Source organism: Pontivivens marinum (assembly GCF_900231835.1).
Taxonomy (GTDB): domain Bacteria; phylum Pseudomonadota; class Alphaproteobacteria; order Rhodobacterales; family Rhodobacteraceae; genus Pontivivens; species Pontivivens marinum.
Window position 1 is genome coordinate 131,114 of sequence record NZ_OCTN01000006.1, and the last position, 21,914, is coordinate 153,027.

Annotated in this window: 23 protein-coding genes; 5 read left to right on the plus strand and 18 right to left on the minus strand. The window is 60.8% G+C overall.

The features are described from left to right. The 11 genes from CR254_RS13930 to CR254_RS13980 all read right to left on the minus strand — a co-directional run bounded on the left by CR254_RS13930 (position 1) and on the right by CR254_RS13980 (position 11,530). A complete protein-coding gene (locus CR254_RS13930; RefSeq protein WP_097931019.1) occupies positions 1-771 on the minus strand; it encodes an enoyl-CoA hydratase/isomerase family protein in 771 nt (256 codons plus the stop codon). Further along, entirely contained in the window at positions 768-1,628 is an 861-nt protein-coding gene (locus CR254_RS13935) for an alpha/beta fold hydrolase (RefSeq protein ID WP_097931021.1), read from the minus strand. The genes CR254_RS13930 and CR254_RS13935 overlap by 4 nt, the downstream gene beginning before the upstream one ends. 66 nt (positions 1,629-1,694) lie before the next feature. Further along, entirely contained in the window at positions 1,695-2,288 is a 594-nt protein-coding gene (locus CR254_RS13940; protein ID WP_097931023.1) for an SRPBCC family protein, read from the minus strand. A gap of 15 nt (positions 2,289-2,303) precedes the next feature. Beyond that, positions 2,304-4,238, minus strand: a complete 1,935-nt coding sequence (locus tag CR254_RS13945; protein ID WP_097931025.1) for a TRAP transporter permease — start codon at positions 4,236-4,238, stop codon at positions 2,304-2,306. Positions 4,239-4,243: 5 nt separating this feature from the next. Further along, positions 4,244-5,209: a TAXI family TRAP transporter solute-binding subunit gene (locus CR254_RS13950; RefSeq protein WP_097931026.1), complete on the minus strand. Its 966-nt coding sequence runs from the start codon at positions 5,207-5,209 to the stop codon at positions 4,244-4,246. Positions 5,210-5,269: 60 nt separating this feature from the next. Continuing rightward, positions 5,270-6,262, minus strand: a complete 993-nt coding sequence (locus CR254_RS13955; protein WP_180956010.1) for an amidohydrolase family protein — start codon at positions 6,260-6,262, stop codon at positions 5,270-5,272. Position 6,263: 1 nt separating this feature from the next. After that, positions 6,264-8,567 (minus strand): xanthine dehydrogenase family protein molybdopterin-binding subunit, encoded by a 2,304-nt coding sequence (locus tag CR254_RS13960; RefSeq protein ID WP_097931029.1) that lies wholly within the window; start codon positions 8,565-8,567, stop codon positions 6,264-6,266. After that, positions 8,567-9,049 (minus strand): (2Fe-2S)-binding protein, encoded by a 483-nt coding sequence (locus CR254_RS13965; RefSeq protein WP_097931031.1) that lies wholly within the window; start codon positions 9,047-9,049, stop codon positions 8,567-8,569. The genes CR254_RS13960 and CR254_RS13965 overlap by 1 nt, the downstream gene beginning before the upstream one ends. Next, a complete protein-coding gene (locus tag CR254_RS13970; protein WP_097931033.1) occupies positions 9,046-9,909 on the minus strand; it encodes an FAD binding domain-containing protein in 864 nt (287 codons plus the stop codon). Before CR254_RS13970 ends, CR254_RS13965 begins: the two co-directional genes overlap by 4 nt. Positions 9,910-10,140: 231 nt before the next feature. Beyond that, positions 10,141-10,590 (minus strand): MarR family winged helix-turn-helix transcriptional regulator, encoded by a 450-nt coding sequence (locus CR254_RS13975; protein WP_097931035.1) that lies wholly within the window; start codon positions 10,588-10,590, stop codon positions 10,141-10,143. Between the two features lie 76 nt (positions 10,591-10,666). Beyond that, the gene (locus CR254_RS13980; protein WP_097931037.1) at positions 10,667-11,530 is read right to left on the minus strand and encodes a LysR family transcriptional regulator; all 864 of its coding nucleotides are present in this window, start codon (positions 11,528-11,530) and stop codon (positions 10,667-10,669) included. A gap of 96 nt (positions 11,531-11,626) precedes the next feature. Here CR254_RS13980 and acdA point away from each other — a divergent pair, with 96 nt between their 5' ends. Further along, on the plus strand, positions 11,627-12,835 hold the full coding sequence (gene acdA, locus CR254_RS13985; protein WP_097931039.1) for a 3-sulfinopropanoyl-CoA desulfinase: 1,209 nt from the start codon (positions 11,627-11,629) through the stop codon (positions 12,833-12,835). A gap of 54 nt (positions 12,836-12,889) precedes the next feature. Here the strand turns inward: acdA and CR254_RS13990 are convergent, their stop codons facing one another. Continuing rightward, a complete protein-coding gene (locus CR254_RS13990; protein ID WP_097931041.1) occupies positions 12,890-13,996 on the minus strand; it encodes a ParB/RepB/Spo0J family partition protein in 1,107 nt (368 codons plus the stop codon). Positions 13,997-14,176: 180 nt separating this feature from the next. After that, a complete protein-coding gene (locus CR254_RS13995) occupies positions 14,177-15,463 on the minus strand; it encodes an AAA family ATPase (RefSeq protein WP_097931043.1) in 1,287 nt (428 codons plus the stop codon). A gap of 450 nt (positions 15,464-15,913) precedes the next feature. On the opposite strand from CR254_RS13995, the gene CR254_RS14000 reads away from it, so the two are divergent. Continuing rightward, entirely contained in the window at positions 15,914-16,669 is a 756-nt protein-coding gene (locus tag CR254_RS14000; protein ID WP_180956011.1) for a hypothetical protein, read from the plus strand. Here CR254_RS14000 and CR254_RS18380 read toward each other — a convergent pair. The 5 genes from CR254_RS18380 to CR254_RS18150 all read right to left on the minus strand — a co-directional run bounded on the left by CR254_RS18380 (position 16,609) and on the right by CR254_RS18150 (position 20,205). Continuing rightward, on the minus strand, positions 16,609-16,851 hold the full coding sequence (locus tag CR254_RS18380; protein ID WP_097931047.1) for an IS3 family transposase: 243 nt from the start codon (positions 16,849-16,851) through the stop codon (positions 16,609-16,611). The genes CR254_RS14000 and CR254_RS18380 overlap by 61 nt on opposite strands. Positions 16,852-17,153: 302 nt before the next feature. Further along, on the minus strand, positions 17,154-17,444 hold the full coding sequence (locus CR254_RS14010; RefSeq protein ID WP_145996749.1) for a hypothetical protein: 291 nt from the start codon (positions 17,442-17,444) through the stop codon (positions 17,154-17,156). Then, positions 17,437-17,598 carry a hypothetical protein gene (locus CR254_RS18085; protein ID WP_180956013.1) on the minus strand — a complete coding sequence of 54 codons (162 nt, stop codon included), beginning with the start codon at positions 17,596-17,598 and terminating at the stop codon, positions 17,437-17,439. The genes CR254_RS14010 and CR254_RS18085 overlap by 8 nt, the downstream gene beginning before the upstream one ends. 154 nt (positions 17,599-17,752) lie before the next feature. Beyond that, positions 17,753-19,255 (minus strand): exonuclease domain-containing protein, encoded by a 1,503-nt coding sequence (locus tag CR254_RS14020; protein WP_245851647.1) that lies wholly within the window; start codon positions 19,253-19,255, stop codon positions 17,753-17,755. A gap of 8 nt (positions 19,256-19,263) precedes the next feature. Further along, a complete protein-coding gene (locus CR254_RS18150) occupies positions 19,264-20,205 on the minus strand; it encodes a hypothetical protein (protein ID WP_219618015.1) in 942 nt (313 codons plus the stop codon). 605 nt (positions 20,206-20,810) lie between these two features. Between CR254_RS18150 and CR254_RS14035 the strand changes: the two genes are divergently transcribed. From CR254_RS14035 to pnuC, 3 genes are all read left to right on the plus strand, one after another. Beyond that, positions 20,811-21,131 carry a tyrosine-type recombinase/integrase gene (locus CR254_RS14035; RefSeq protein WP_245851649.1) on the plus strand — a complete coding sequence of 107 codons (321 nt, stop codon included), beginning with the start codon at positions 20,811-20,813 and terminating at the stop codon, positions 21,129-21,131. Continuing rightward, the gene (locus tag CR254_RS18315; RefSeq protein WP_281253005.1) at positions 21,049-21,273 is read left to right on the plus strand and encodes a WGR domain-containing protein; all 225 of its coding nucleotides are present in this window, start codon (positions 21,049-21,051) and stop codon (positions 21,271-21,273) included. Before CR254_RS14035 ends, CR254_RS18315 begins: the two co-directional genes overlap by 83 nt. 282 nt (positions 21,274-21,555) lie before the next feature. After that, on the plus strand, positions 21,556-21,900 hold the full coding sequence (gene pnuC / locus CR254_RS14045; protein WP_219618016.1) for a nicotinamide riboside transporter PnuC: 345 nt from the start codon (positions 21,556-21,558) through the stop codon (positions 21,898-21,900). Positions 21,901-21,914 lie beyond the last annotated feature (14 nt).

Sequence of the window (21,914 nt, forward strand, 5' to 3'; positions counted from 1 at the left end):
CTATTCCCCCTTGAACTCAGGCGAGCGTTTCTCGGCAAAGGCCGCACGCCCCTCGGCGTAATCGGCACTGCGATCGGCTTGTGCGACCATCTCCACCGCCTCGGCTGACGGCTCGTATTGGCCACCGATTTCACGCAGGGCGAATTTGGCCGCGCGGATCGTCAACGGAGCATTCGCCCCGATGCGCGCCGCCATGGCCATCGCCTCATCCCGCGCCGCACCGTCCGCAGCCAGCACCGAAACCGCGCCCAGCTCATAGGCACGGGCGGCAGGCATCCGACCCGCGGAAAACAGAATTTGGCGCGTGGCCACATCGCCAAAAATCCGGCGGAACCGCGAAATACCGCGCGGGTCATATCCCAGACCCAGCTTTGCTGCGGGCACCGCGAAATAGCTGGATTCCTCGGCCACGCGCAGATCACATCCACAGGCCAGCGACGCCCCTGCCCCGATGCAATGCCCTGAAATTGCGGCGATAACCGGCATGGGCAGCGCCTCGACACAGCGCACGGCATGCTCGACCAGATCATCATAATCACCGGCACTATCCGCGCCGCGCGCCTCGGCAAAACCGGTAATATCGGCACCGGCGGAAAACACCGCGCCCGCACCACGGATCACCACACAGGCTATTCCGTCCAGCGCATCGCCCGTGGCAATCCCGACGATCTGCTGCCACATCGCGGCTGAAATCGCGTTGCGCCGCGCAGGTTGGCGCAACACGATCTCGGCTATGGCGCCGTCACACAGCAGATCGACGGAACCGCTCATGCCTCGGGTGCCTCGCGGTGGCACATCCACGAACCCTGTGCGACGGCGGCAAAAACCGCCTCCAGCTCCGCGTTTACAGCGGCAGGCTCCTCGGTTGTGATGGTGTGGCCCGCACGCGGGATCATCGCCAATGCGGCGGTGGGCACTGTGCGTTTCAACAACAGGCTGCCGTCGATACAGGGATGATCCTCGTCGCCCAGAACCACCAGCAGCGGCGGAACGAAGGATTTGAGGTCTTCCTCCATATCCAACAGCGTGGGGCGCATTTTTTGCAGACCCAGCATGGTGTTGATCGACCCCTGGGCCGAATGTTCGGCCAGCATGCCCTCGAATTCGGCAAAGCCACGGGGGTCTTTCGCCTCAAAGGTTTTGCGCATGGGGAACCGCGCATAAACCGCCGCGGCCTCGGTGATGGAGTTCTCGCGGAACAGCTCTGCAATGCTATCGCAGGACTTCGCCGCCTCCTCACGCATGCCGGGGGTCGAACCCCATCCGCAACCAAGCGCGGAAACCGACAGGCACCGATCCGGATAACGCAGACCGATATGCAGCGCAGTATAGGCGCCCATGGAATGCCCGACGATATGGGCCTTTTCGATTTTCAGCTCGTCCAGAATGGCCATGGCATCGGCCAGTGCTGCCTCCTGACTGTACCGCGAAGCCTCCTCCGGCACGTCAGAAGGCAGATAGCCGCGCGCGGCAAAGGTTATGCAGCGATGCGCGCGCGAAAAGTGCCGAACCTGTGGTTCCCACGAGCGGTGGTCGCCCGCAAATTCATGCAGAAAGAGGATCGGCTCCCCCTCCCCGGTTTCCTCGACATATAGACGGCATCCGTCTGGAGCACTGATGGTGGCCATTTTGAAATCCTATCCTCTACGATTTCAACTTGCCTCCATTAATGCTCGTACACAAGCATTTATTTTCTAAAAACCACGACTAATTACAATCGCGGCCAATGTAGCCCCGATACCGGCCCCGAACCACGCCACACGATCCAGGATCTGCAATGTCAGCGGGGCAGATGCCGCCGCAACAGGGCCCTCGACGCGGCCTGTGCGGGCGGCTGCAACGGGGGCGCCGCCCTCTAGCTCCCGCGCAAGCCCCTCAAAGAATGACTCAATATTCGAATCAATGACCCGTTTCATCATGCGCGCACCCAGACTGGCCATCTTTCCGCCCGTCTCGATATCGATGTCGTAAACAACATTTGTTGCCTCGCCATCCTCGGCCAGAGTCACGAAAGCGGACCCTTTGGCAAAGCCTGCGGCCCCGCCACTGCCCGATCCGACGATCTTGCAGCTTTCCGGTTCTTGCTTGTCTTCAAGCGATACTGACCCGCGAAAAACCGCCGAAATCGGCCCGACCTTCAGCGTCACCTCGGCTGTGAAATGGTCCGGCTCCGTTTCGACCAAGGATGTGCACCCCGGAATACACCGCGCCAGAACCGCTGGATCATTCAGCGCGACCCAAACGGCCTGACGGGACGCGCGAACGCGCTGCGTGCCATGAATTTCCATGGGAATTCCTCTCTCTTATAGGTCAGTGGCGGGCTGTGGCGCCGCACCGTGTTGCGCGCGGCGCTCCGTCACGATCAGCACTGCGGCCACTCCGGCCCCTGCTGCGTTCACCGTGATGCTCATCACAACATCCGAGAAATCGATCAGCAGCAGAACACCCGCCACCGCCGAAATCACCCGATGCAAAACGCCCATCCGCCGGATCAAGAACCCGACCGAGGCGCCCGTAATCATCACGATACCGCCCAGCCCCGTCATCACGGCCAGCGCGATTTGCGCAACATTGCCCTGCATCAGCAGGCTGGGCGAAAACACGAACAGGAACGGCACGACAAAGGCGGTCCACCCCAACGCACAGGCCGCAACGGCAGTGCGCATCGGCCCCTCACCGGTCAGCGACGCCGCCGCATATGCGGCCAGCGCGATAGGCGGCGAAATCATCGACAACATGCCGAAATAGAACACGAAGAAATGGGCCGACAGCGGCTCAACCCCACTGCGGATCAAGGCCGGAACCACCAGCGCCGCCAGCAGAACATAAACCCCCGTGGACGGCATCCCCATGCCCAGAATGATGCACAGCAACGCCGCGATCACCAGCAGGGCCAGCAGGCTGGTTGCCCCCAATTCGACCAGTTGGATCGTCAGCGCAAACCCGATGCCGGACACGTTCAGCGCGCCGATAACAACACCGGCGGCGGCACAGATCACCACGATATCCTTGCCCGCCATACCGGCGGAAACAACGGCGCGCCAGATCCCCTTGATCGGCATGCGGTGACCGTTATAGCCCAGCAAAATCCCCACCGCGATTACGACAGCACCGGCATAGGCGACGGCCCGCTCGGGTCGTTCGTTCAGGATGAAAATCGCGCAGAGCAGCACCGCAAAGGGCAATACGAAAAACCAGCCCTTGCGCAGAACAGTGGATTTTTTCAACAGCATGGATGTATCCAGCCCGTGAATACCCTCACGCGCCGCCGTCAGGTCCACACCCACAAAGATCGCGAAATAATAGAACAGCGCAGGAATAACCGCCGCCAGCATGATCGTGCCGTAGGGAACCTGTAGGAACTCCGCCATCAGAAAGGCCGCAGCCCCCATAATCGGCGGTGCCAACTGACCCCCGGTCGATGCGGCGGCCTCAACCGCGCCTGCCTTTAGCCGTGGAAAGCCCGAGCGGATCATCGTCTGGATCGTCACAACCCCCGTCGCCATGACATTCGCCACAGCCGAGCCGGAGATCGACCCGAACAGCATGGACCCCACGACCGAAACCTTGGCCGCGCCCCCGCGATGCCGCCCCATCAGGGCCGTCGCCAGATCGGTGAAAAAGATCGTCCCCCCGGCCGAGGTCAACCAGTTTCCGAACAACACAAACAACGTCACAATGGTAACGGCAATCATCAGCGGTGAACCCAGCAACGCATTCGGGTCCAGCGCCAGATAGATCGCCAACCGGTCCGGCCCGATTTGCTGCGCCGCAATTTCAGGCGGCAACACATAGCCCCAGAACGCATAGATGGTGAAAAACGCCACAACCCCCGTCAGGCCCAGACCCGCGCAACGCCGACACGCCTCCAGCAATAGCAGCAGCAGAACGGCGCATAGAACGACCAGATAGGTGGGTCGATAGGCCATGATAAAGGTGATGGTCTGATAATTATAGGCGAGGTAGCCGACAGTCCCCACACTGGCCGCCGCCGCGATCCAGTCATACCACGGCACGGGCGCGCCCTTTGCCGCCTTGACCGCGCGGGTGGTGATAAACACCAGCGCCATACTGGCGGCTAGAACCGCCGCCAGTACTTGTTCCTTATAAAGCACGAAACCGAATTGTCGCGGCAGGTCGATCGCCTGGGCTAGCGCGGCAAGCGGCACAAATGCTGCAATAATCGCAATCAGCCAATTTGGCCGGTCAACCTGTTCGTTCTCGGTTTCGTGGCTCATAATCTTCAGTCCCACAAATTGCTGGATTCGTAGTACGAGATCGCACCAGTGTGGTACGGGATTTCGTATTCCGGCTTCGCCATCAGCTCCGGTTCAAATCCGGCATACCCGCCGAACCCTTCAACCAGGGCATCCTTGTTTGTCGCCAGAATTTCCGCGATGCGCGCGACCGTCTCATCCGGCACATCCGCGCCAACGGCCAGCATCATGTCATAGGCCATGACCGGCGTGTCCGCGTCGATCCCGACAAACGAGCCTGCCTCCAGCGTGTGAACAAATGCACCGGTCAGATGCTGGTTCATCGCGGTAACCGCTTCAGGCGTGTCAGGCACAGGGATGAATTTCAGCCCGCCCACTGCGGAATCCGACTGGATCACACGGCCACCGCCAATTCCGAAATAGCCCACATCAATGCGGCCCGTATCGAAATCATCCAGACCCGCACCGATGGTTGGAACAGGCACGGCTTCCACATCATCCGTGGTCAACCCGCCGGTCGCCAACAGGGCGCGGATAATGGGGTTGATATAGGGCTGCTGGTTGAACCCGCCGGGCAGACGCAAACCGGCAACATCCTCGATCGAGGCGATGTCGGAATCCTCACGCGCGATCAGACCCACCATGAACGGGTACAGCACGCTGAGCAGACGGATATCCTCGTTTGCCTGCGGGAAGGGCGCCGCACCGGTATAGCCGGACCGCAGAACCGAGAAATTGACGATACCGATATCAATCTCGCCCGTGCCGAACAGCGGCGTATAGGCGGTTGTGCCGCCCATAGGTTGCAGACGCACGGGGATGCCGTTCGCCTCCAGCAATTGCGCCAAGGGCGCGCCCATCGAATAAACGGTGGACCCCTGCCCCGTTACACCCAATGTCAGCGGCTCCTGCGCCTGAGCAACGGATGCTGCGGCAGTCAACGATAATGTAGCGATCAAAGTAGTTGTCAGCTTCTTAAACGAGCTTCTCATTTACTTACTCTCCTTGTTGGACTTGGAATATTCCCTATTCGTGTTTTTGTTTTAGCGATCTCAGGGAATGGAAAAGAACCGCCTTGGATTTTCCTCCGCAATCTTGTGGATCAGCGCATCGTCAAAGCCCGCCTTACGCAGGGATGCCAACGGATCGGTATCACCGGGCGGAAACGGCATATCACTGCCCAGCAGCATCCGGTCCTCACCCACCAATCCGCGCAGGAATTGCAGCGCAGCCGGTTCATGCAGGATCGTGTCATAGAGCAGCCGTGGCAGGTATTCGCTGGGCTTCAACTGTGCGATATCGCCGGTTTTGTTGCGGTCCATCGCCTCATGCACGCGGTCAAAACGACCGATCAGATAGGGCAGATTACCGCCGCCATGGGACAGCAGAACCTCCAGCGTAGGATGCCGGTCCAGCACGCCGTTAAAGATCATCGAGGCGATGCCCAGCGTCGTATCCGTTGTATAGGCGCTGATCTGGTTCAAACCGTATTTACCGGTGCGCGGCTGCGCCTCCGGCACGGCGGGGTGGATAAAGACGGGCGTGGACAGCTCCTCACACGCGGACCACAGCTCACCCAAGGGCAAGTCGCCCAGATTTTCACCCTCAACCGCGCCCGGAACGATCAGACCAACCGCGCCTTCGCTTGCAGCACGGCGCATTTCCTCCGCCGCCAAGGTGCCATCGCGCAACGGAACCGACGCCATCCACGAAAACTGATCGGGGTGGTCGTTGGACAAATCGCACAGGCTGTCATTCAGCACCCGATGCCATTCCAGGTTCTTGTCCACATCCATGCCGTATCCGAAAATATCGGTCCATGTGGACAGCACCTGCCGGTCAACGCCCTGCTGCGCCATGTTGGCCAAACGGCGGTCCAGATCCAGCAGACCGGGAAAGAACGGACGAACCTTCAACCCATGCTCGAAATGGCACGAGCAGGTGGGCGGGCTATCGACAAGCTCGATCCCGAAATCCTTGCCCCGTGCGCGCAGGGCCTCGAACAATCCCGCAGGACAGAAATGTGCGTGAACATCTATAGTCATGTTATTGTTTCCCTTTCTTGGCCGCATGTAGCAGCGTCAGAATCTTTTCCGGATGAAACGGTGTCTGGCAAATTGCATCGCCAGCGGGGCCAATGGCCCGCGCGATGGCATTTCCGACAGCTGCCGCAACAGCAACAATGCCGCCCTCGCCTGCGCCCTTGAAACCGTATGGATTGTGGGGGGACGGGTAATCGCCGGTGGCAACGGCCCGAATATCTGGCACCTCGGTGCTGGTGGGCAGCAGGTAATCAGCGAAGCTGGCCGTCAGCAATTGCCCCATATCGTCATAGACCAGCTCGCCATACAGCGCGTCGCCCAGCCCCTGCACAACGCCGCCAATGGTTTGCCCCTCGACCAAGGCGGGGTTGAGCACGCGGCCTACATCCTCCACCACCCAGTAATCCAGAACCTCGATATCGCCGGTGCCCGGATCAATCGCGACATGGGCGGCATGGGCCCCGAACGAGAACCCCAGCGGCGCCTGCTCATAGCGGCTTTCCACGTCCAGCCCGCCCTGATCGGACAGCATGGCAGAAAGGTCCGATAGGCGAATGCTGCGATCGGACTGGCCCATCACCCTGAACACGCCGTCGCTGTAATCCAGCTCAGCAGGGGCTGCGTTCAAACGACGCCCCGCCTCACCCCGCGCCTGATCCAGCAGCTCGGCGGCAGCTTGGCCCACCGCCGAGCCAGCCATCACGGTCGAGCGGCTGTGGAAACTGCCAACTCCATCGGACAGCAAAGTCGTTGAGGATAGCGCAACGGTAATCCGCTCCGGCGCCATGGACAGGGCATCGGCGCAAATCTGGCGGATCGCGGTTTCAACCCCCTGCCCCATGGAACTGGACCCGGTGCTGACCGTAATCTGACCCGAGGCCGCAACGCTGATCCGCGCATTTTCATATAGGCCACCGCCGCTGCTCTCGTTGAAACAGGCAAGGCCCATGGCGTGCAAACGTCCATCCGAATGCACCTGCGCAGGCGCATCCCAATCACATTCGTCCAGCAATTTGCGAAAGGTCGCGGGGTAATCGCCGCTGTCAAAAACCACCTTCTGCGCATTGGGCAGCAGATCGCCGGTGTCAAAGGGCATCTCCGCCGCGCCCAGCAGGTTTTTCATGCGCAACGCGGCAGGGTCCATCCCCAGCTCATCCGCCAGACAATCCAGCATCCGCTCACGGAAAAAGTTCGCCTCGATCCGCCCCGGTCCCCGATAGGTGCCAACCGGCGTCTTGTTGGTGACCAGTGCCAGCACCTCGCAGGCAAAGGCAGGCACGCGGTACGGACCGGGCAAAAACTGCCCCGCCTTGGCCGGAACAACATTGCCATTGGTCCGAATATAGGCGCCCATATCCGCCCGTACCTGACCCCGCATGCCCAGAATGGTGCCGTCCTTCAGGGCCGCAATCTCCAGCTCGCAATCCACATCGCGGCTGTGATTGGTGGCGGCGAAATGCTCGCGGCGATCCTCGATCCACTTGACCGGACGACCGGTGCGGCGGCTTGCCTCGGCGGCCAGATAATATTCGGGGTACAACTCACCGCGCACGCCGAACCCGCCACCAATATCGGAGGTGATCAGATCGACCTGATCGTTGCGCAGGTTAAACGCCTTGGCCAACTCGGCGCGGTTGAAAAACGTCACCTTGGACGCGCCATGAATGGTCAGCTTGCCCGCCGCAATATCGAACACCGCAATCGTGCCGCGCGTTTCCAGCGGAACCGCCGTGTGACGATGGGACTGGAAGGTCTTTTTCAACGTCACATCAGCACGGGCAAAGGCATCCTCGATATCGCCGCGCCCGATCTGGTACTGCGCGGAGATATTCGTCCCCACCTCAGGCACCATCAGCGCATCACCGGTTGCCGCCAAAGCCTGATCGCGGGTGACAACGGGCGGCAGGGCCTCGATCTCCAGCTCCAGAAATTCCAGCGCATCCTCCGCCGTGCGGCGATCGCGCGCGACGACGACAGCCACCGGCTCACCCACATAACGCACCTTGCCCTGCGCCAAGGGACGCTGCAAAAACGGAACGGAACTTTCCAACGGGATCAATCGCATAGGAATGACCGGCATGTCCTGCGGCCAATCCTCGGCGGTGAAAACATCGATCACACCGGGCACCAGACGTGCGGCGGAACAATCCAGCGCGGTGATGCGGCCATGGGCATCACTGCTGCGCAAAATCGCCATATGCATCATGCCGGGCAGGGCCACATCGTCGATATAACATCCCGCGCCGTCCAGCAGGCGATCATCCTCAACACGGGGCAGCGATTGCCCGATCAGCGAGCCTTGGGCCATCACACCGCCCCCCGCAACCGTTTCGCGGCCTCGATAATCGCGCCGACAATCGGCTGATATCCGGTGCAGCGACACAGATTGCCCGACAGCCAGTCGCGCACCTCCTCCTCGCTAGGATCAGGATTCGCGGCGATCAGATCCACCGCCAGAACCAGAATACCAGGGGTGCAAAACCCGCATTGCAGCGCCCGAAATTTGCGGAAACATTCCTTGAGCGTCACGGCAATCTGCTCCGCCGACAGCCCCTCCAGCGTTTTGACCTCCGCCTCCTCGGCCTGCACGGCCAATGTCAGACAGGCCCGAACCGCCCGCCCGTTCAGCAGGACATTGCACGCCCCGCACACCCCGTGCTCGCATCCCAGATGCAGCGCCGTCAGCCGCAATTCCTGCCGCAACACATCCGCCAGCGATGCCGAAGGCTCCACTGACACCGCGCGCGTGACCCCGTTCACATTCAAACGAATAGCTTGCAGATCGCTCATGCCATGCCTCCCGCGGCGTGAACCGCCCGTTGTAAAAGCTCCGCCGCCAACATGCGCCGATACTCGGCCGAGGCTTGCAGATCGCTATCCGGCTCCAGCAGATCGTCAACCGCATCCCGCGCCTGCAACATCGCATCGGCATCGTTCAGCGGGTGCGATTGCAGGATCTGCTCAACCCCGTGCAACCGAACAGGCCGGTCCGACACGCCAAAGGCAACGACGCGGCACTCACCGCAAATATCCCCGTCCATGTCCGCCCAGAACGCGATCCCCGCCAGCGCGAAATCACCGCGACGGCGGCTATATTCCTGAAACCCGAAGCGCCGAGCCTCCGGCCAATGGGGCAGATCGATATGAGTCAGAATCTCGGCGGATTTCGTCGCCGTCTCGAACAAGCCCTGAAAATACTCGCCCGCCGGAACCACCCGCGCGCCCTGCGGCCCGTGCAGCACCATCTGCGCATCCACCGCCAACATCAGCGCCGGAAACTCCGCCGCCGGATCAGCATGGGACAGGCTGCCACCAATGGTGCCGCGACTGCGAATGGGCAGATGCGCAATGTGCGGCACGGCATGTGCGATCAACGGCTGATGCTGGGCAATCAGGGCGCTGGTCTCGATATCCCGTGTCCGCGTCATCGCCCCGATGCGCAGCCCCTCATCCGTCATGCCAATGCCCGACAGCGCGGCAATCCGGTTCAGATCAACCAGCAGCGTCGGCGTGGCCAGCCGGAAATTCAGCATCGGCATCAGGCTCTGCCCGCCAGCGATAATGCGCGCGTCGCCCTGCGCATTTTGCAGGATCATCACGGCCTCCTCAACACTGCTGGGGGCGACGTGATTGAAACGAACCGGCTTCATAACTGGCCTGCCATGGCGTGCAAATTGGGGCTGCGATGCAACCGGCAACTGCTGACCGTGGGCAGCTCGTAACGACTTAACTGGGTGTGTCTTGCGTTTTGCATAGGTGAAGCATTGGCCGAACTTCACTCGTATGCAAGCATTTATTGTGCAAAAAATGTGACAAGGCTTATCACTGCACAGCGACAGTGCAGCGCAAATGCGCCCTGCTCACATTCTAAGCAAAGTGATTCAGCTATCGTCTGCGGTCAGCTTGTTCAGCAGATGGACCAGCATCATACGCTCGGCCGTATCCAGCTTGGCCAGTGTCGCCTCATTGGCCTGTTTGGCCAGCGGGATCACGCGCTCAACCAAGGCGCGGCCCTCATCCGTCAGGCTGATAATCATGCGACGGCGGTCCACCTCATCACGGGTGCGGGTCAATAGACCGCTGGCCTTTAGCCTGTTCACAACGCCAACGATGCTGGCACTGTCCAGGGCGACACTGCGGCCCAACTGGTTTTGCGAGCAACTGCCCACCAGATACAGACGCGCCAGCGTGGCATATTGTGCCTGCGTCAAACCCGTTTCCATCACGTTGAAAAAGATTTCGGCATGGCGCTGCATCGCCAGTCGCAGGCGAAAGCCGATCTGTGTATCCAGATCATAGTGATGTTCGGGCTGTTCAGAAGAATTCATCATGCAATCACCCTATTGCTCGTATACAATCAATTCAAGATCGAAGAACACTCAAATGACGCAACCCATAGGGGTCAGATTACTCTTGCGTGACCATCAACGAAAACAACGCGTCGCGCCAGCCGTCACTTTGCCGGTCATTGCGCGTCACCAAAACCAGATCACGACTGGGATATAGGTCGCTGACTGTGCGGATCACCATCTGCGCGTCGCAATATCGTTCCACATCCGGTCGCGGCAAAACGGTATAGCCCAGCCCCCGCTTTACGCATTCCAGTGTGCCCTCGATACTGTCCAGGATGATCTGCTGCGGCTGGGCGCTCACCTGTGACAGCGATGCGGAAATCAGCCGCCCGATTCCCGTGCTTGGCCGAAACCGGATGAACGGCAATTGCGCCTCCAATTGCACCTGATCCGCATCGGCATGGGTCGCGGGCAGCGCCATCACCATTTCCTCCGTCGCCAAACGCTGCACGCACAAATGGGCGGGCATTGGATCGACCTGCGTGACGACCGCCGCATCCAGCCGCCCCTCTGCAACAAAATCGGACAGGGTTTCGGACAACCCCGCCGAGAACTGGAAGCTCGCGCCCGCCGCCTCACGCCGCGCGGCCTCCAGAAAGCCGGGCAGAATCCGCACGCTGGCCGTCTGGATAAAACCGATCAGGAACTGCCCGACCAGTTTCTCACCGCGCTGACATAGCGTGGTTACGGTGTCGCGCGCCTCCAGAATCCCGCGCGATTGCAGCGCCACCTGTCGGCCCAGCGGGGTCAGGCGCGGCGGGCGGGACTGGCGGTCGAACAGCTCCACGCCCAGCTCCGCCTCCAACGCCTTCATCTGCATCGACACGGCGGACAGGGTCATGTTGCGGATCTGCGCCACCGCACTGAACGAGGGCACCGTCAGGATTTGCACCAGAGTTTCAAGCGCACGCAGGTTCATCAAATACAATCCATCTGAAGTTGTGATGCAACTCTATTAGATTGGCTTGAATTTATCCACGCCCTACCCTGCCACCTCCCACAGAAAGGCCCCGCCATGGATCACGTCCGCACCACCGACACCTATCGCGCCATCGCCCGTGTGCTGGCCACCCGCTTCGCCCCGCGTGCGGCGGAGTGGGACAAAACGCGGACCTATTGCTGGCCCAATGTGCGTGACCTGACCGATGCGGGCCTGATGGGCATGACCATCCCCAAGGAATTCGGAGGCAAGGGCGCTTCCTTCTTCGATGTCGTCACCGTGGTTGAGGAGATCGCCAAGGCCTGCACCCTCAGCGCGCGCATCGTGGTTGAGGCAAATATGGGCGGCATCAGCGCCGTCATGGCCTATGGCACCAACGCGCAGCGCGCCTTTGCCGCGCCCTTCGTTCTGGCGGGGGACAAGCCTGCGATCTGCATTACCGAGCCCGAGGCAGGCAGCGCCGCAACCCAGATGCGCACCACCGCGCGCCGTGTCGGGAACCGCTATATCCTCAACGGGTACAAGCATTGGATCACGGGTGGCGGCGTTTCGAAACTCTATCTGATCTTTGCGCAAGTGCTGGCGGAGGACGGCACTCCACAGGGCATCACCGGCTTTCTGGTCCACTACGATCCCGCCAATGGCGTCACGCCACGGGGCTTCCGCGTGGTCGGGCGCGAACACACGATGGGCCTGTGCGGCATGCCGGAGGCCGAGCTACGCTTCGACGATCTGCATGTTGATGCGAACATGATGCTGACCCCGCCCTCGGGCCTGCGTCGTGGTTTTGCCGACCTGATGAACGCCTATAACAGTCAGCGCGTCGGCGCGGGCACCATCGCCATGGGCGTCGCCGCTGGCGCATTGGAGCACGCCACCCGCTACCTGAAAACACGCCACCAGTTCGGCCGCCCGATCGCGGAATTTCAGGGCCTGCAATGGATGCTGGCCGATATGGACACCTCGGTCCACGCCTCGCGCCTGATGCTGCACGAGGCCGCGAAATCCCGCGGCCCCACTGGCAGCTCCTTTCCCGATATGATGATGGCCGCACGGGCCAAGGCCTTCGCCGCCGATCACGCGATCAAGGTGGTGGACAATGCCCTGCAAATCTTCGGCGCGCGGGGCTATGGCGACAAGGAACCGCTGGAGCGGATGTACCGCGACGTGCGCATGTTCACCATTGGCGGCGGCACCGCGCAGATCCTGAAAACACAGGTCGCGGGACACCTGCTAGATATAAAAACCCCGCAAACCCGTGATGGATATGCGGGGCGTGGGTAAAATTCCCCGCAGGGAATAGGACAGAGATACTGCCGTATTCCCCACGGGGAACCCTCACTTGGAATCGAGTGTGCGCAGGAAGGACAGCACCGCCTGCTCCATCCGGCTGGCCTCGTAATCCGAGAAGTCCTTGTCCAGCTTCAGCTCAACCCGCCCGTGACTGGCGACCAGCTTTGCCGTGCCCTCGGGCCGCTCAATGCGCAGGGTCGTCTTGCCACGCGGCTTGAGCGCGGGGGTCATGGTGTCCTTGTCCTGCCCACTCGGCGCGGGCTTTTCATCGGCACCGGCGGCGAAACGGCGCAGCACCGACAGTTCCTGCTCCACTGTCCGGTTGGGTAAATCGCGCAGCGCGCGCACGATGGCGCCCTGTACCTCTGGCATCTGCGACATCCGCGTGCGCAGGCTCAGACCCAGCGCGCGGGGGATTTCCTCGGGGTATTCCAGATGATGCTCCAGCATCTCCAGCAGGATGGTAAAGCTCCGAATATAGCTGCGCTTTTGCGCGTTGGACGAGGCATAGAGCACCTTGATCGCTGCATCCACACCGGGCGCGCCGACCTGCGGATCGATGGCATAATCACGGGCCAGCGTCGCCATTTCCGCGAACGAGATATCCTTGCGCACAAGGTTTTCATCCACCATCCGGCGGTACAACATATCCACCCCCTGCCCCGCAGGCGCGATGCCCGCCGGAATGGTGGCATAGCTTTCGTCATCTTGCGACAGCTCGCGGAACGCGGCCAGACGGCGGAAGCCCTGAATCAATTCGTAGCTGCCATCCTCGATCTGCTCGACCTGAATCGGGTTGGACAAACCCACCTCGCGGATCGAGGCCACCAGATCGCGCAAATCCGCATCCGCCTTGGTATGGCGATCGCGGATCAGCTTGCTGGTCTTCACCGCGTCCAACGGGATGCGCGCAACGATCAGGCCCTGCTTTTTCAGCGCCACAAATTCATGGGCCAGCCGGTCATTTTCGGCGCGGATCGCGTCCACCGTATCGGCCCGCGCGGCGCGGCTGCTGCCGGTTTCACGCACGGCCGTTGCCATGGGTCCACGCCGTCCGGCGGGGCCGGTCGGGTCGGAAATGCGGGGCGCGCCCTGCGGTGCGGCGGGTTCGTCCGGCAGGTCGATTTGAAAGGTGCGTCGCTTGCGGCTCATCTCACTCTCCTCTCGCGCGCGCCCTGTCCGAGGGTCGCCGCGCGGTGCGGTGTCTCGGTCGGTCTGGTGCGCGCGGGGATCGCGATGCGCGGCCAGACTGACCTATATTCATTAATATTCCGTGAACTTTCCCCGCAGGGAATAAGTATCACCTACTGACCTATTCCCTGCGGGGAACGGTCACTCAACATCGTCCCAGACCTCGATCAGGTGGTCGCGGAATTCCAGATAGGCCCGATCAAAACTGTCCCGCGCCCGCCGCCAAGTGGCGCGGGTCATATCGCGATAATCGACCTCGTAAATCGAGGACAGGAACCGCCCCGACTGCTCAACCGCGCGGGTCAGCTCAATCGGATGCTCGGTCATACGCTCTCCGAATACCTTGCGGAAGGCATCGAACATGGCGCGGTGCAGCTCGTTCCCCGGCTCGTAGCGCGTCATCAGGAACCGCATGTCGTGAAACGCCTTGGGCAGGTCGAGGTTCCCCGCGGGGAAACCATGGGCCAGATCCTCCAGCGCCTCGGATAACTGCCCGATAAAGGAGGTCGTCGAGTCGTACTCCCAATATCCCGGCCCCGACGGCACCCACAAAACATCCGCCGCGAAGACCGCGTTCATCGACTGGTATCCGATGGCGGGCGGGCAATCGAAGATGATGATGTCGTAGCTGTCCGTCGGCAGCGCATCCAGCCAGCGATCGATGGCGGCAAAGAAGGACCACTCCGGATTGATGTGCCGGTACTGGGCGGAGGCGAATTCAACGAAGGCCGCATTGGCGCAGCTGGGCACGATGTCAATGGTGGGCCACGCCGTCGGCTTGATAAAGTCCGTCACCCGCAGCGACCCCAACCCCATATCGAGGATAGACGAGGGCAGTTCCCTGCGGGGAACACTGCGCCCCGATTCAGCCGCGACGGGGGCGGCGTTCTGCTCGGCGGTCTGACGCTCCAGATCGCGGACCATGATGCCCCAGACGGTGTGATCCTCGCTGACATCGTTCAAGCCCATCGAGTGGCTGAGCGTCGCCTGCGGATCGAAATCCACGGCCAGCACGCGGTAGCCATCCAGCGCGGCGGCATGGGCGAAGTGCAGCGCGACGGTAGACTTGCCCGCGCCCCCCTTGAAGTTGGCGATGGCGGCGCGGATGGCGCGCTTACCCTCGGGGCGGGGGGGCAGCAGAGATTTGCGCCCGATCTTGAGGCGGCGGCGCAGCTCGTTGATCTCCTCCAGAGAGAACCAGCGCTGGCGGCCATCCGCCTCGACATTCCCCGCGGGGAAAGAGGGGTCGGCGGCCAGCTTGCCGCGAAAGGTGTTCTGGTTGATGCCCAGGATCAGCTCCGCCACCTCCCATGAGGAAAAGCGGCGCAGGGTCTTGGTCATCTCGGGTGAGAAGGTCTGCTCGCGGATCCAGCCCTGCATCTTGAGCGAGCGGGCTTGCAGCGTGGCGAGGTCGGTATGGTCAAACATGGGCATTTCCCCAAAACGTAAAATCAGGTTCTTTCGTGAAATACGCCGAATTTGCCAAAGGCGCAATTTCTTTCCATGATCAGAGGACATTCCGTGCGCGGCGCGTTCCCCGCGGGGAAAGGTCAATGCAGCAAGGGCGCGCGGGCATGCAACCGATTCGGAGCGAGCCTAGGGCAGGGGCCTGTATATTGGGGGACATGGTGACGGGATGTGCCACAGATTGGGGGACATCCGGGGCCAAATGGGGGACAGCTTGAATGTCACCCTATACCATTGATACCTGAATCTTCATTCTATTTGAGTTTAGGAAAGAGCGGCGCGTTAACCGATCCTTGACAGAATCGGGTTATCAAACGCTAATCCTTGATGAGCAGTGAAAAGCGTTTCGATGAGAGTCGGCCCGCTTTGTGATCCTCCGCCCATCAAGGCCCCGTCAGGGCCATGTCGCGGATGGCACAAGGTAGAGAGCAGACCCGTGAGGCGCACCGGAAAGCAGGACCGATGCGGGCGAGCGATAGCAAACAGGCATTTACGGGGCAGGGCGCCGCGGAACGCAAATATGATCTTCTGACCGCCTTGGGCGCGTGGGGGATGGCGCAGGGTGGCACGGATGCCATGCTGGCGCTGCGCTTTGCGACCTTGATCACGGCGCGGTATAATTGGCGACGGGATGAGCTAACAACCGGTCAGCGTGAAATTGCAGCATTGTGGTCGGTGGAGCCGCGCACGGTGAAACGCCAAATGGCGCGGCTACGCGAACTGGGCTGGCTGGTTCTGGTCAAACAGGGCGCGCGGGGACGGGTGGCGATTTACCGGATGGATGTGACGGCGATCCTGCATGCGACCCGTGACTGCTTCGCCAATGTAGGGCCGGATTTCGTGGAACGCTTGGCCCGACCTGATAATGGACCTCAGGCGCAAACGCCAAGCGAGGGCAATGTCGTGCGCTTTCCCGGTGTGGCCCAGCAGGACGAACAGGATGCGGGCTGGTCGCGGATTTCCGATCGCTTGCAACGCGCGAACCCGAACAGCCATGCGGCATGGATTGCAGGCTTGGCCGGGCAGGTGGATGGCGAGCGCCTGATCCTGCGCGCCCCCAGCCGGTTCCACGCCCGCCATGTGGCCACCCATCTGCGCGATGCGATTTACAGCATGGCCGCGCTGGACGGCATTGCGCGGGTCAGCATTGAGGGCATCGACCACTGAGGGTTTGCTTTTTTGCGCGATGAGGTGCGCCTAGATTTGTAGACATCTGCCGCGTTCGTTTGCCTTTGTTTGATTTCATAGCCAATCGGCGACAGCATGCCGTTGTTGGTGTGCAAGCGGATCGGGTTGTAAAATATCTCGATGTAATCGAACACTTTCTGGCTTGCTGCGTGGCGTGCCAGATATGTTCTTGTTTTAGAAGCTGGGCAGTAGCACTAACCGGCTGATCAGTACGGGTTGCTTGTCATGATGACAGCATTTGCGGGTGCGCCGCCCTGCTATGTCCCTGATGGGAACTGAGCCGCGCATTTCGATGTGCTCTGGGCCTTCGATGGCCGTCTCTGCCGGTTTTGGATGGATTCATGGAACACGAGGCCAGCGTGAGTTTTGCCGCGGCCCGCGCCAAACTGATCGTGCGGATGAACAGGCTGTAGCGGTCTATTGCTGGGCGCAGACATGCTCGACCACCGCGCGCACCGACGGCTTACGACCATTCACCCGCAGCACCGGCTTCCTGTTCAGTTTGCGCCGATGGATCCCGGTTGAACAACCCGTTGGCGGGGAGCCACGCCTCGTTCTTTTTCGAGACTGCCGCGCTCAGCATTCGCCCGTTTGCGTGGGATGCACTGGTCATGGTGCAACCGGGGATCAATCCCAACCGCCCGTTGATGGCCCGCAGGTATTTGCATTCAAACACCGGTTGCGCGATTTTGGGGTGGTGGCCTGCCATCGGCGCAGTATCGAACCTTGCCGCCGATCTTGAGTGTTCAACCATTGCCGTCTCGCGGTTTGGAGGCAAACCACGAGAGGGGCGCATTGGTGCCCTTGTCAGCCGCCTTGGTAGCTTGCCCCGGCCAGACCTGCGTGGCGGGCACCAGCGAGGCATCCATGATCTGGCCGGAGATTGGCAGGGGGCGTAAGCCGGTCATCTCAAGAATTTGGTCCGTGCAGGAATTGCGTGCGGGGCCAAGTGTTTAAGATTATTGGTAATACTGATGCCTGAACGCTCATGTCGGCCAAGGGGCGATCAGAGGAGAGTTTTTCGCGGGCAGGGGCCAGGCCCTCTGCCAGCGAAGGAAAAACCTACCCCTTCCTGATGTCGGTCCAGGAGCACCCGGACACGATACCCCAGTTGCCCACCGCGTTCGGGCGGCGCCAGCGCGGCTTGTCCATCCTGTTCAGCGCGTCCAAGGCAGCGTCGAAACTGGCATGCTTCTCCTCAGCGCCCTTTGCTCCGACGGTGTAGTGTCCCCTACGGCTCAGATCCGGACTAAATGTGGTGCTGTCCGCAGCGACGGGAACACGGATCGTCCCATTGGTCACATCCAGATTGACAGGGGGCGGCGTCCTGACCGGGGTAGTTGTCGGCGATACGGGGCGCCGGATGGAGGCGGACAGGGAAGCCGGGCCAGTATCCCCATCATCAAGCACGTCATCTTCTGCCGGATTGAACCGGGACGTCATCACGCCCGGCGTGCCGCTCTCTGCCATCAGCACGACCTCTGCCGCGGCGCGGGCGTCTTCTCCGGCATCATGATGCTCGAACTGCAAACCAAGGTGCGTTTTGAGAAAGCCCAACCCGTGCCCGCCATTGCCCTTCAGCTCGGGCCAGGCGCGCCGCGCCACACTGACGCTATCGTGCCAGTCCCAGCTCGGTTCCTGCCGCCCCAGATGCTGACAGGCCGCCCGTACCGCGCTGCGGTCAAAACCCGAATGCTGATAGACCTTGTGGCCCTGCAAGAGCCGGTCCACCGCCGAAATCACAGCACCGATGGTCGGCGCACCCTGAACCATGGCGTTAGTGATGCCGTGCAGGTCGCTGAACTTCCACGTTTCGGTCCGAGGATCGACCAGCGTTACCCACGTTTCGATGCTGTCATCGGGACGTACACAGGCGACCCCGACCTGACAGATGCTGCCCCGGTCGTTATTGGCGGTCTCGACGTCCAGCGCGAAGAAGCGGAATGAACCCTCGGGGAGGGGCGGCAGGTTGGCCTCTCCCAGTACAGGGGGGGTGGTGACCTGTGCCATGGGAGTTTCGCCGAACTGGCGCTGCCGCTGGCGGCCAAGGGCCGCGCGCTCGACGGGCGAAAGCCGCAGCTCGGCGATCAGCTCATCGAGCAGTGCCACGGGTTCGTCGTAGGCCGCCATGCCGCGACGGTTCCACGCTACCATTTCGAGCGGAGCGAGGGCGATCACCTGCGCCTCCAGCGCAGTAATATCGGCGTGATCCGGCAACGCCACCCAAGTGCAGCCGCAATGACGGGCAATGAATTCATTGCGCAGAGACTTTGCGATGTCGCCATCGGTTTTCGTCGCGGGATCGTTCCGCTTCCTCCACATGCGCCCGGTATTGTACATCCGGGAAAAGTAATGGCTGGTGCTTTCGGAGCCGGTGCGGTGGCGCTGATGGATCCGCCTGTAGAACGTCTCGGCCTTTGACGAGGTTGATCCGATATAACGGAAGGTCCCGTTGTGGTCGAACAACCCATAGATACCGCGGGCGTCGCGTGGGGCGGAAAAGGTCGGCTGCGGCTTTGCCCGCTTGAGGTGGTTCAGGATATCGGAGGCGGTCGGAATGGTCATGTCTTGCTTCACTTCTTTTCAATACGCTGCCATGCAACACCGCTGACGATGCCCCAAAGACCCTTTTCATTCGGCCGACGCCAGCGCGGCACGGGCATGGCATTCAGCCTTGCCAGGGCGGCGTGGAAATCGGCGACATCCTCCTCTGCGCCCTTTGCTCCGATCCGATAGAATCCGTTGCGCAGCAGGTCCGGCGTGAACATCGATCCATCCCGCGCAACAGGAACGAAGATCATGTGTTCGGGTGCAACGGCCTCGCCTTCATCCTGCCGTTCGACGGGCGTGTCTGCTTCGTGCCAAATGGAGGCGAGGAACCCCTTCTTCTTCTGCAGCCAGGCGGCTGCGCTCATCGCCTTGATGCCACCGTTGGCGCCGCGCTCCAGCAGACTGTTGGTATCAGACAGCAGGTTGCGCACACGACCCTCGGTGATGCCGCCGAGCACGGCCATCGAGCGCAGATCGACTTCGCCATCTGCGAAATCAACCGCCAAGCGCGATCCGGCGAGATCAGCGATCCGAACCAATGCGTTGTCTCCGTCGTTCAGATGCGCCACGTCACTGCGGGCGGCGAAGGACGTGACATCAGAGACGAGCTTCTGCAGCCACACTCCGCGTTCGTCGTCGGGAATTCCAGCAGGCGTCACACCATAGTGCCCATAAAGAACTGCATACCTGAACCGGGCGGAGACCGGCAGCACATCGAAGAACGCAGACACATCGTCCATTGCGTCGCGCCAGGTTTCAGCGTTGGGATAGCCGATCTCGGCAATGGGCTGCACCAACTGGCGCAAGGGCGCAGCAGACAAGTCGGGCCCCATCAGGTTTTCGATCTGCTCAAGGGACTGCATCGTCAGTTCGTGAAGCCATTGGGCATAGTCCCAGTCATGGTTTCCGTGGAAAAGCTCGTCACATGCAGCGCGGCGGTCTGCGGCGGTCATCACATCATTCATTTCGAGTTCCTTTCAGCGATGCAAGCGGCGGACTTCGCCACGAACATTCATCATGTTGCGAGTGTCGGAAGGGGTGATTGGGGCCGTCACGAACCCGACTTCGAACTGAAGGCGGCAATGCTTGCCCCCTCTTTCGATGCCCAACAGTTCGAAACCTTCGCGGGCACACATCTGCTTGTACTCTCTCATCTGCCTCAATGCCATTTTGAATATTACAATATTATCGTCTTCACGTATTTGATACGGCAGGACGCGCTGCGGGTCAACAGGTAGATTCGATAAATCGTGATTTATGGTTTGTTGTTTGGCGTGGGGCGGGCGCCGCTTGATCTGGAGCGGGTAAGGCTATTCGCAATGGTGTTAAGCTCCCCGCACCTCGATTCTGTGAATCGACAGGGCAGGGGTTCGATTTTTGCTCTGCTATTAACGGTTTTCGAGTGCACTGCTAAATATGATCGAAATGCGCCTTCACGACACCAACGGAAACCGGCTCTACCTCAATGCCGAAGAGCGCGCCGCCTTTCTGACTGTGACGCGGCGCAAGCCTGCCCGTGATCGCACCCTTTGCAAAACGCTGCTCTTCACCGGCTGTCGGCCCGTCTGAGATGCAGGAAATCACGCCGACCAGGGTGGACCTGTCAGGCGGTCCGCAGCCTGAAGACGCACAAGGACGCCTCTGGACGCTTAGCCGCGTCCGCGTCTGGCAGATTGTGAAGGGGATCATGATCAAGGCCGGAATACCTAACGCGCCGCATCGCAGCCCCAAGGGTTTGCGTCATGGGTTCGGGATCAATGCGACGGTGAACGGCATTCCGCTGCACATGCTGCAAAAGTGGATGGGCCATGCTCAACTCAGCACGACGGCGATCTACGCCGACGCCGTGGGCAAGGAAGAGCAGGACATTGCCGCCAGGATGTGGGGGTAGGCATGGACCTGACACACTCGACACCTCCCAGAACGCACGTCGGTTCTACCGTATGAAGATTGTGCCCGGTCTCTTTGGCGACTGGGGGCTTGTCCGTGAGTGGGGCCGGATAGGGCGATGCGAACGGATTGGCTTGCAATGAGGCAGACGCCAAGGACACGCGCTCTGAGCGTACACGGCGAAGGCAAAACGCGGCTATGAATAGCCAGTCAGATACCTGCCAGAACCGAGGAGGTTTCGCCCTGGGGTTCTGGCACATCTAAGCCGTTGATCTCGTAAGGATCGGGGTAGGGGGGACAGAAACGAGTGTTTTTGGAAAGTCACTCGTTTCGGAATAGGGCTCGAAGAGCCAAGTTATGTTAGCTCTACCCCACTAATGAATTGCTGTTTAAGTCCGGAAAGTAAAACGAACTGGATGTGAGAAATGTTGGAGTTCTTCTTGGGCATGGTTGGCAGCCGCCCTATCGAGTGGATCGCGGTTGTATGCGGGATACTGAACGTAAGTCTGATCATCCGACGTTCGATCTGGAATTACCCGTTCGGCTTTGCCGTGGTGACGTTGTATTTTTTCATCTTCTGGGAATATCGGCTCTATAGTGACGCATTGTTACAGGTCTATTTTTTCCTTATTCAGTTCTACGACCTCTATGTCTGGCTAAACGGACGCGCTCACGACGGTCGGGTCATCGTGGCACCTTTGGGAACCGGCATGTTCGCATTGTATCTTGGAGCGGTAATCCCGCCCGATCTTAAAGGGATGCGGACGTAGAATTTTCTCGGCAG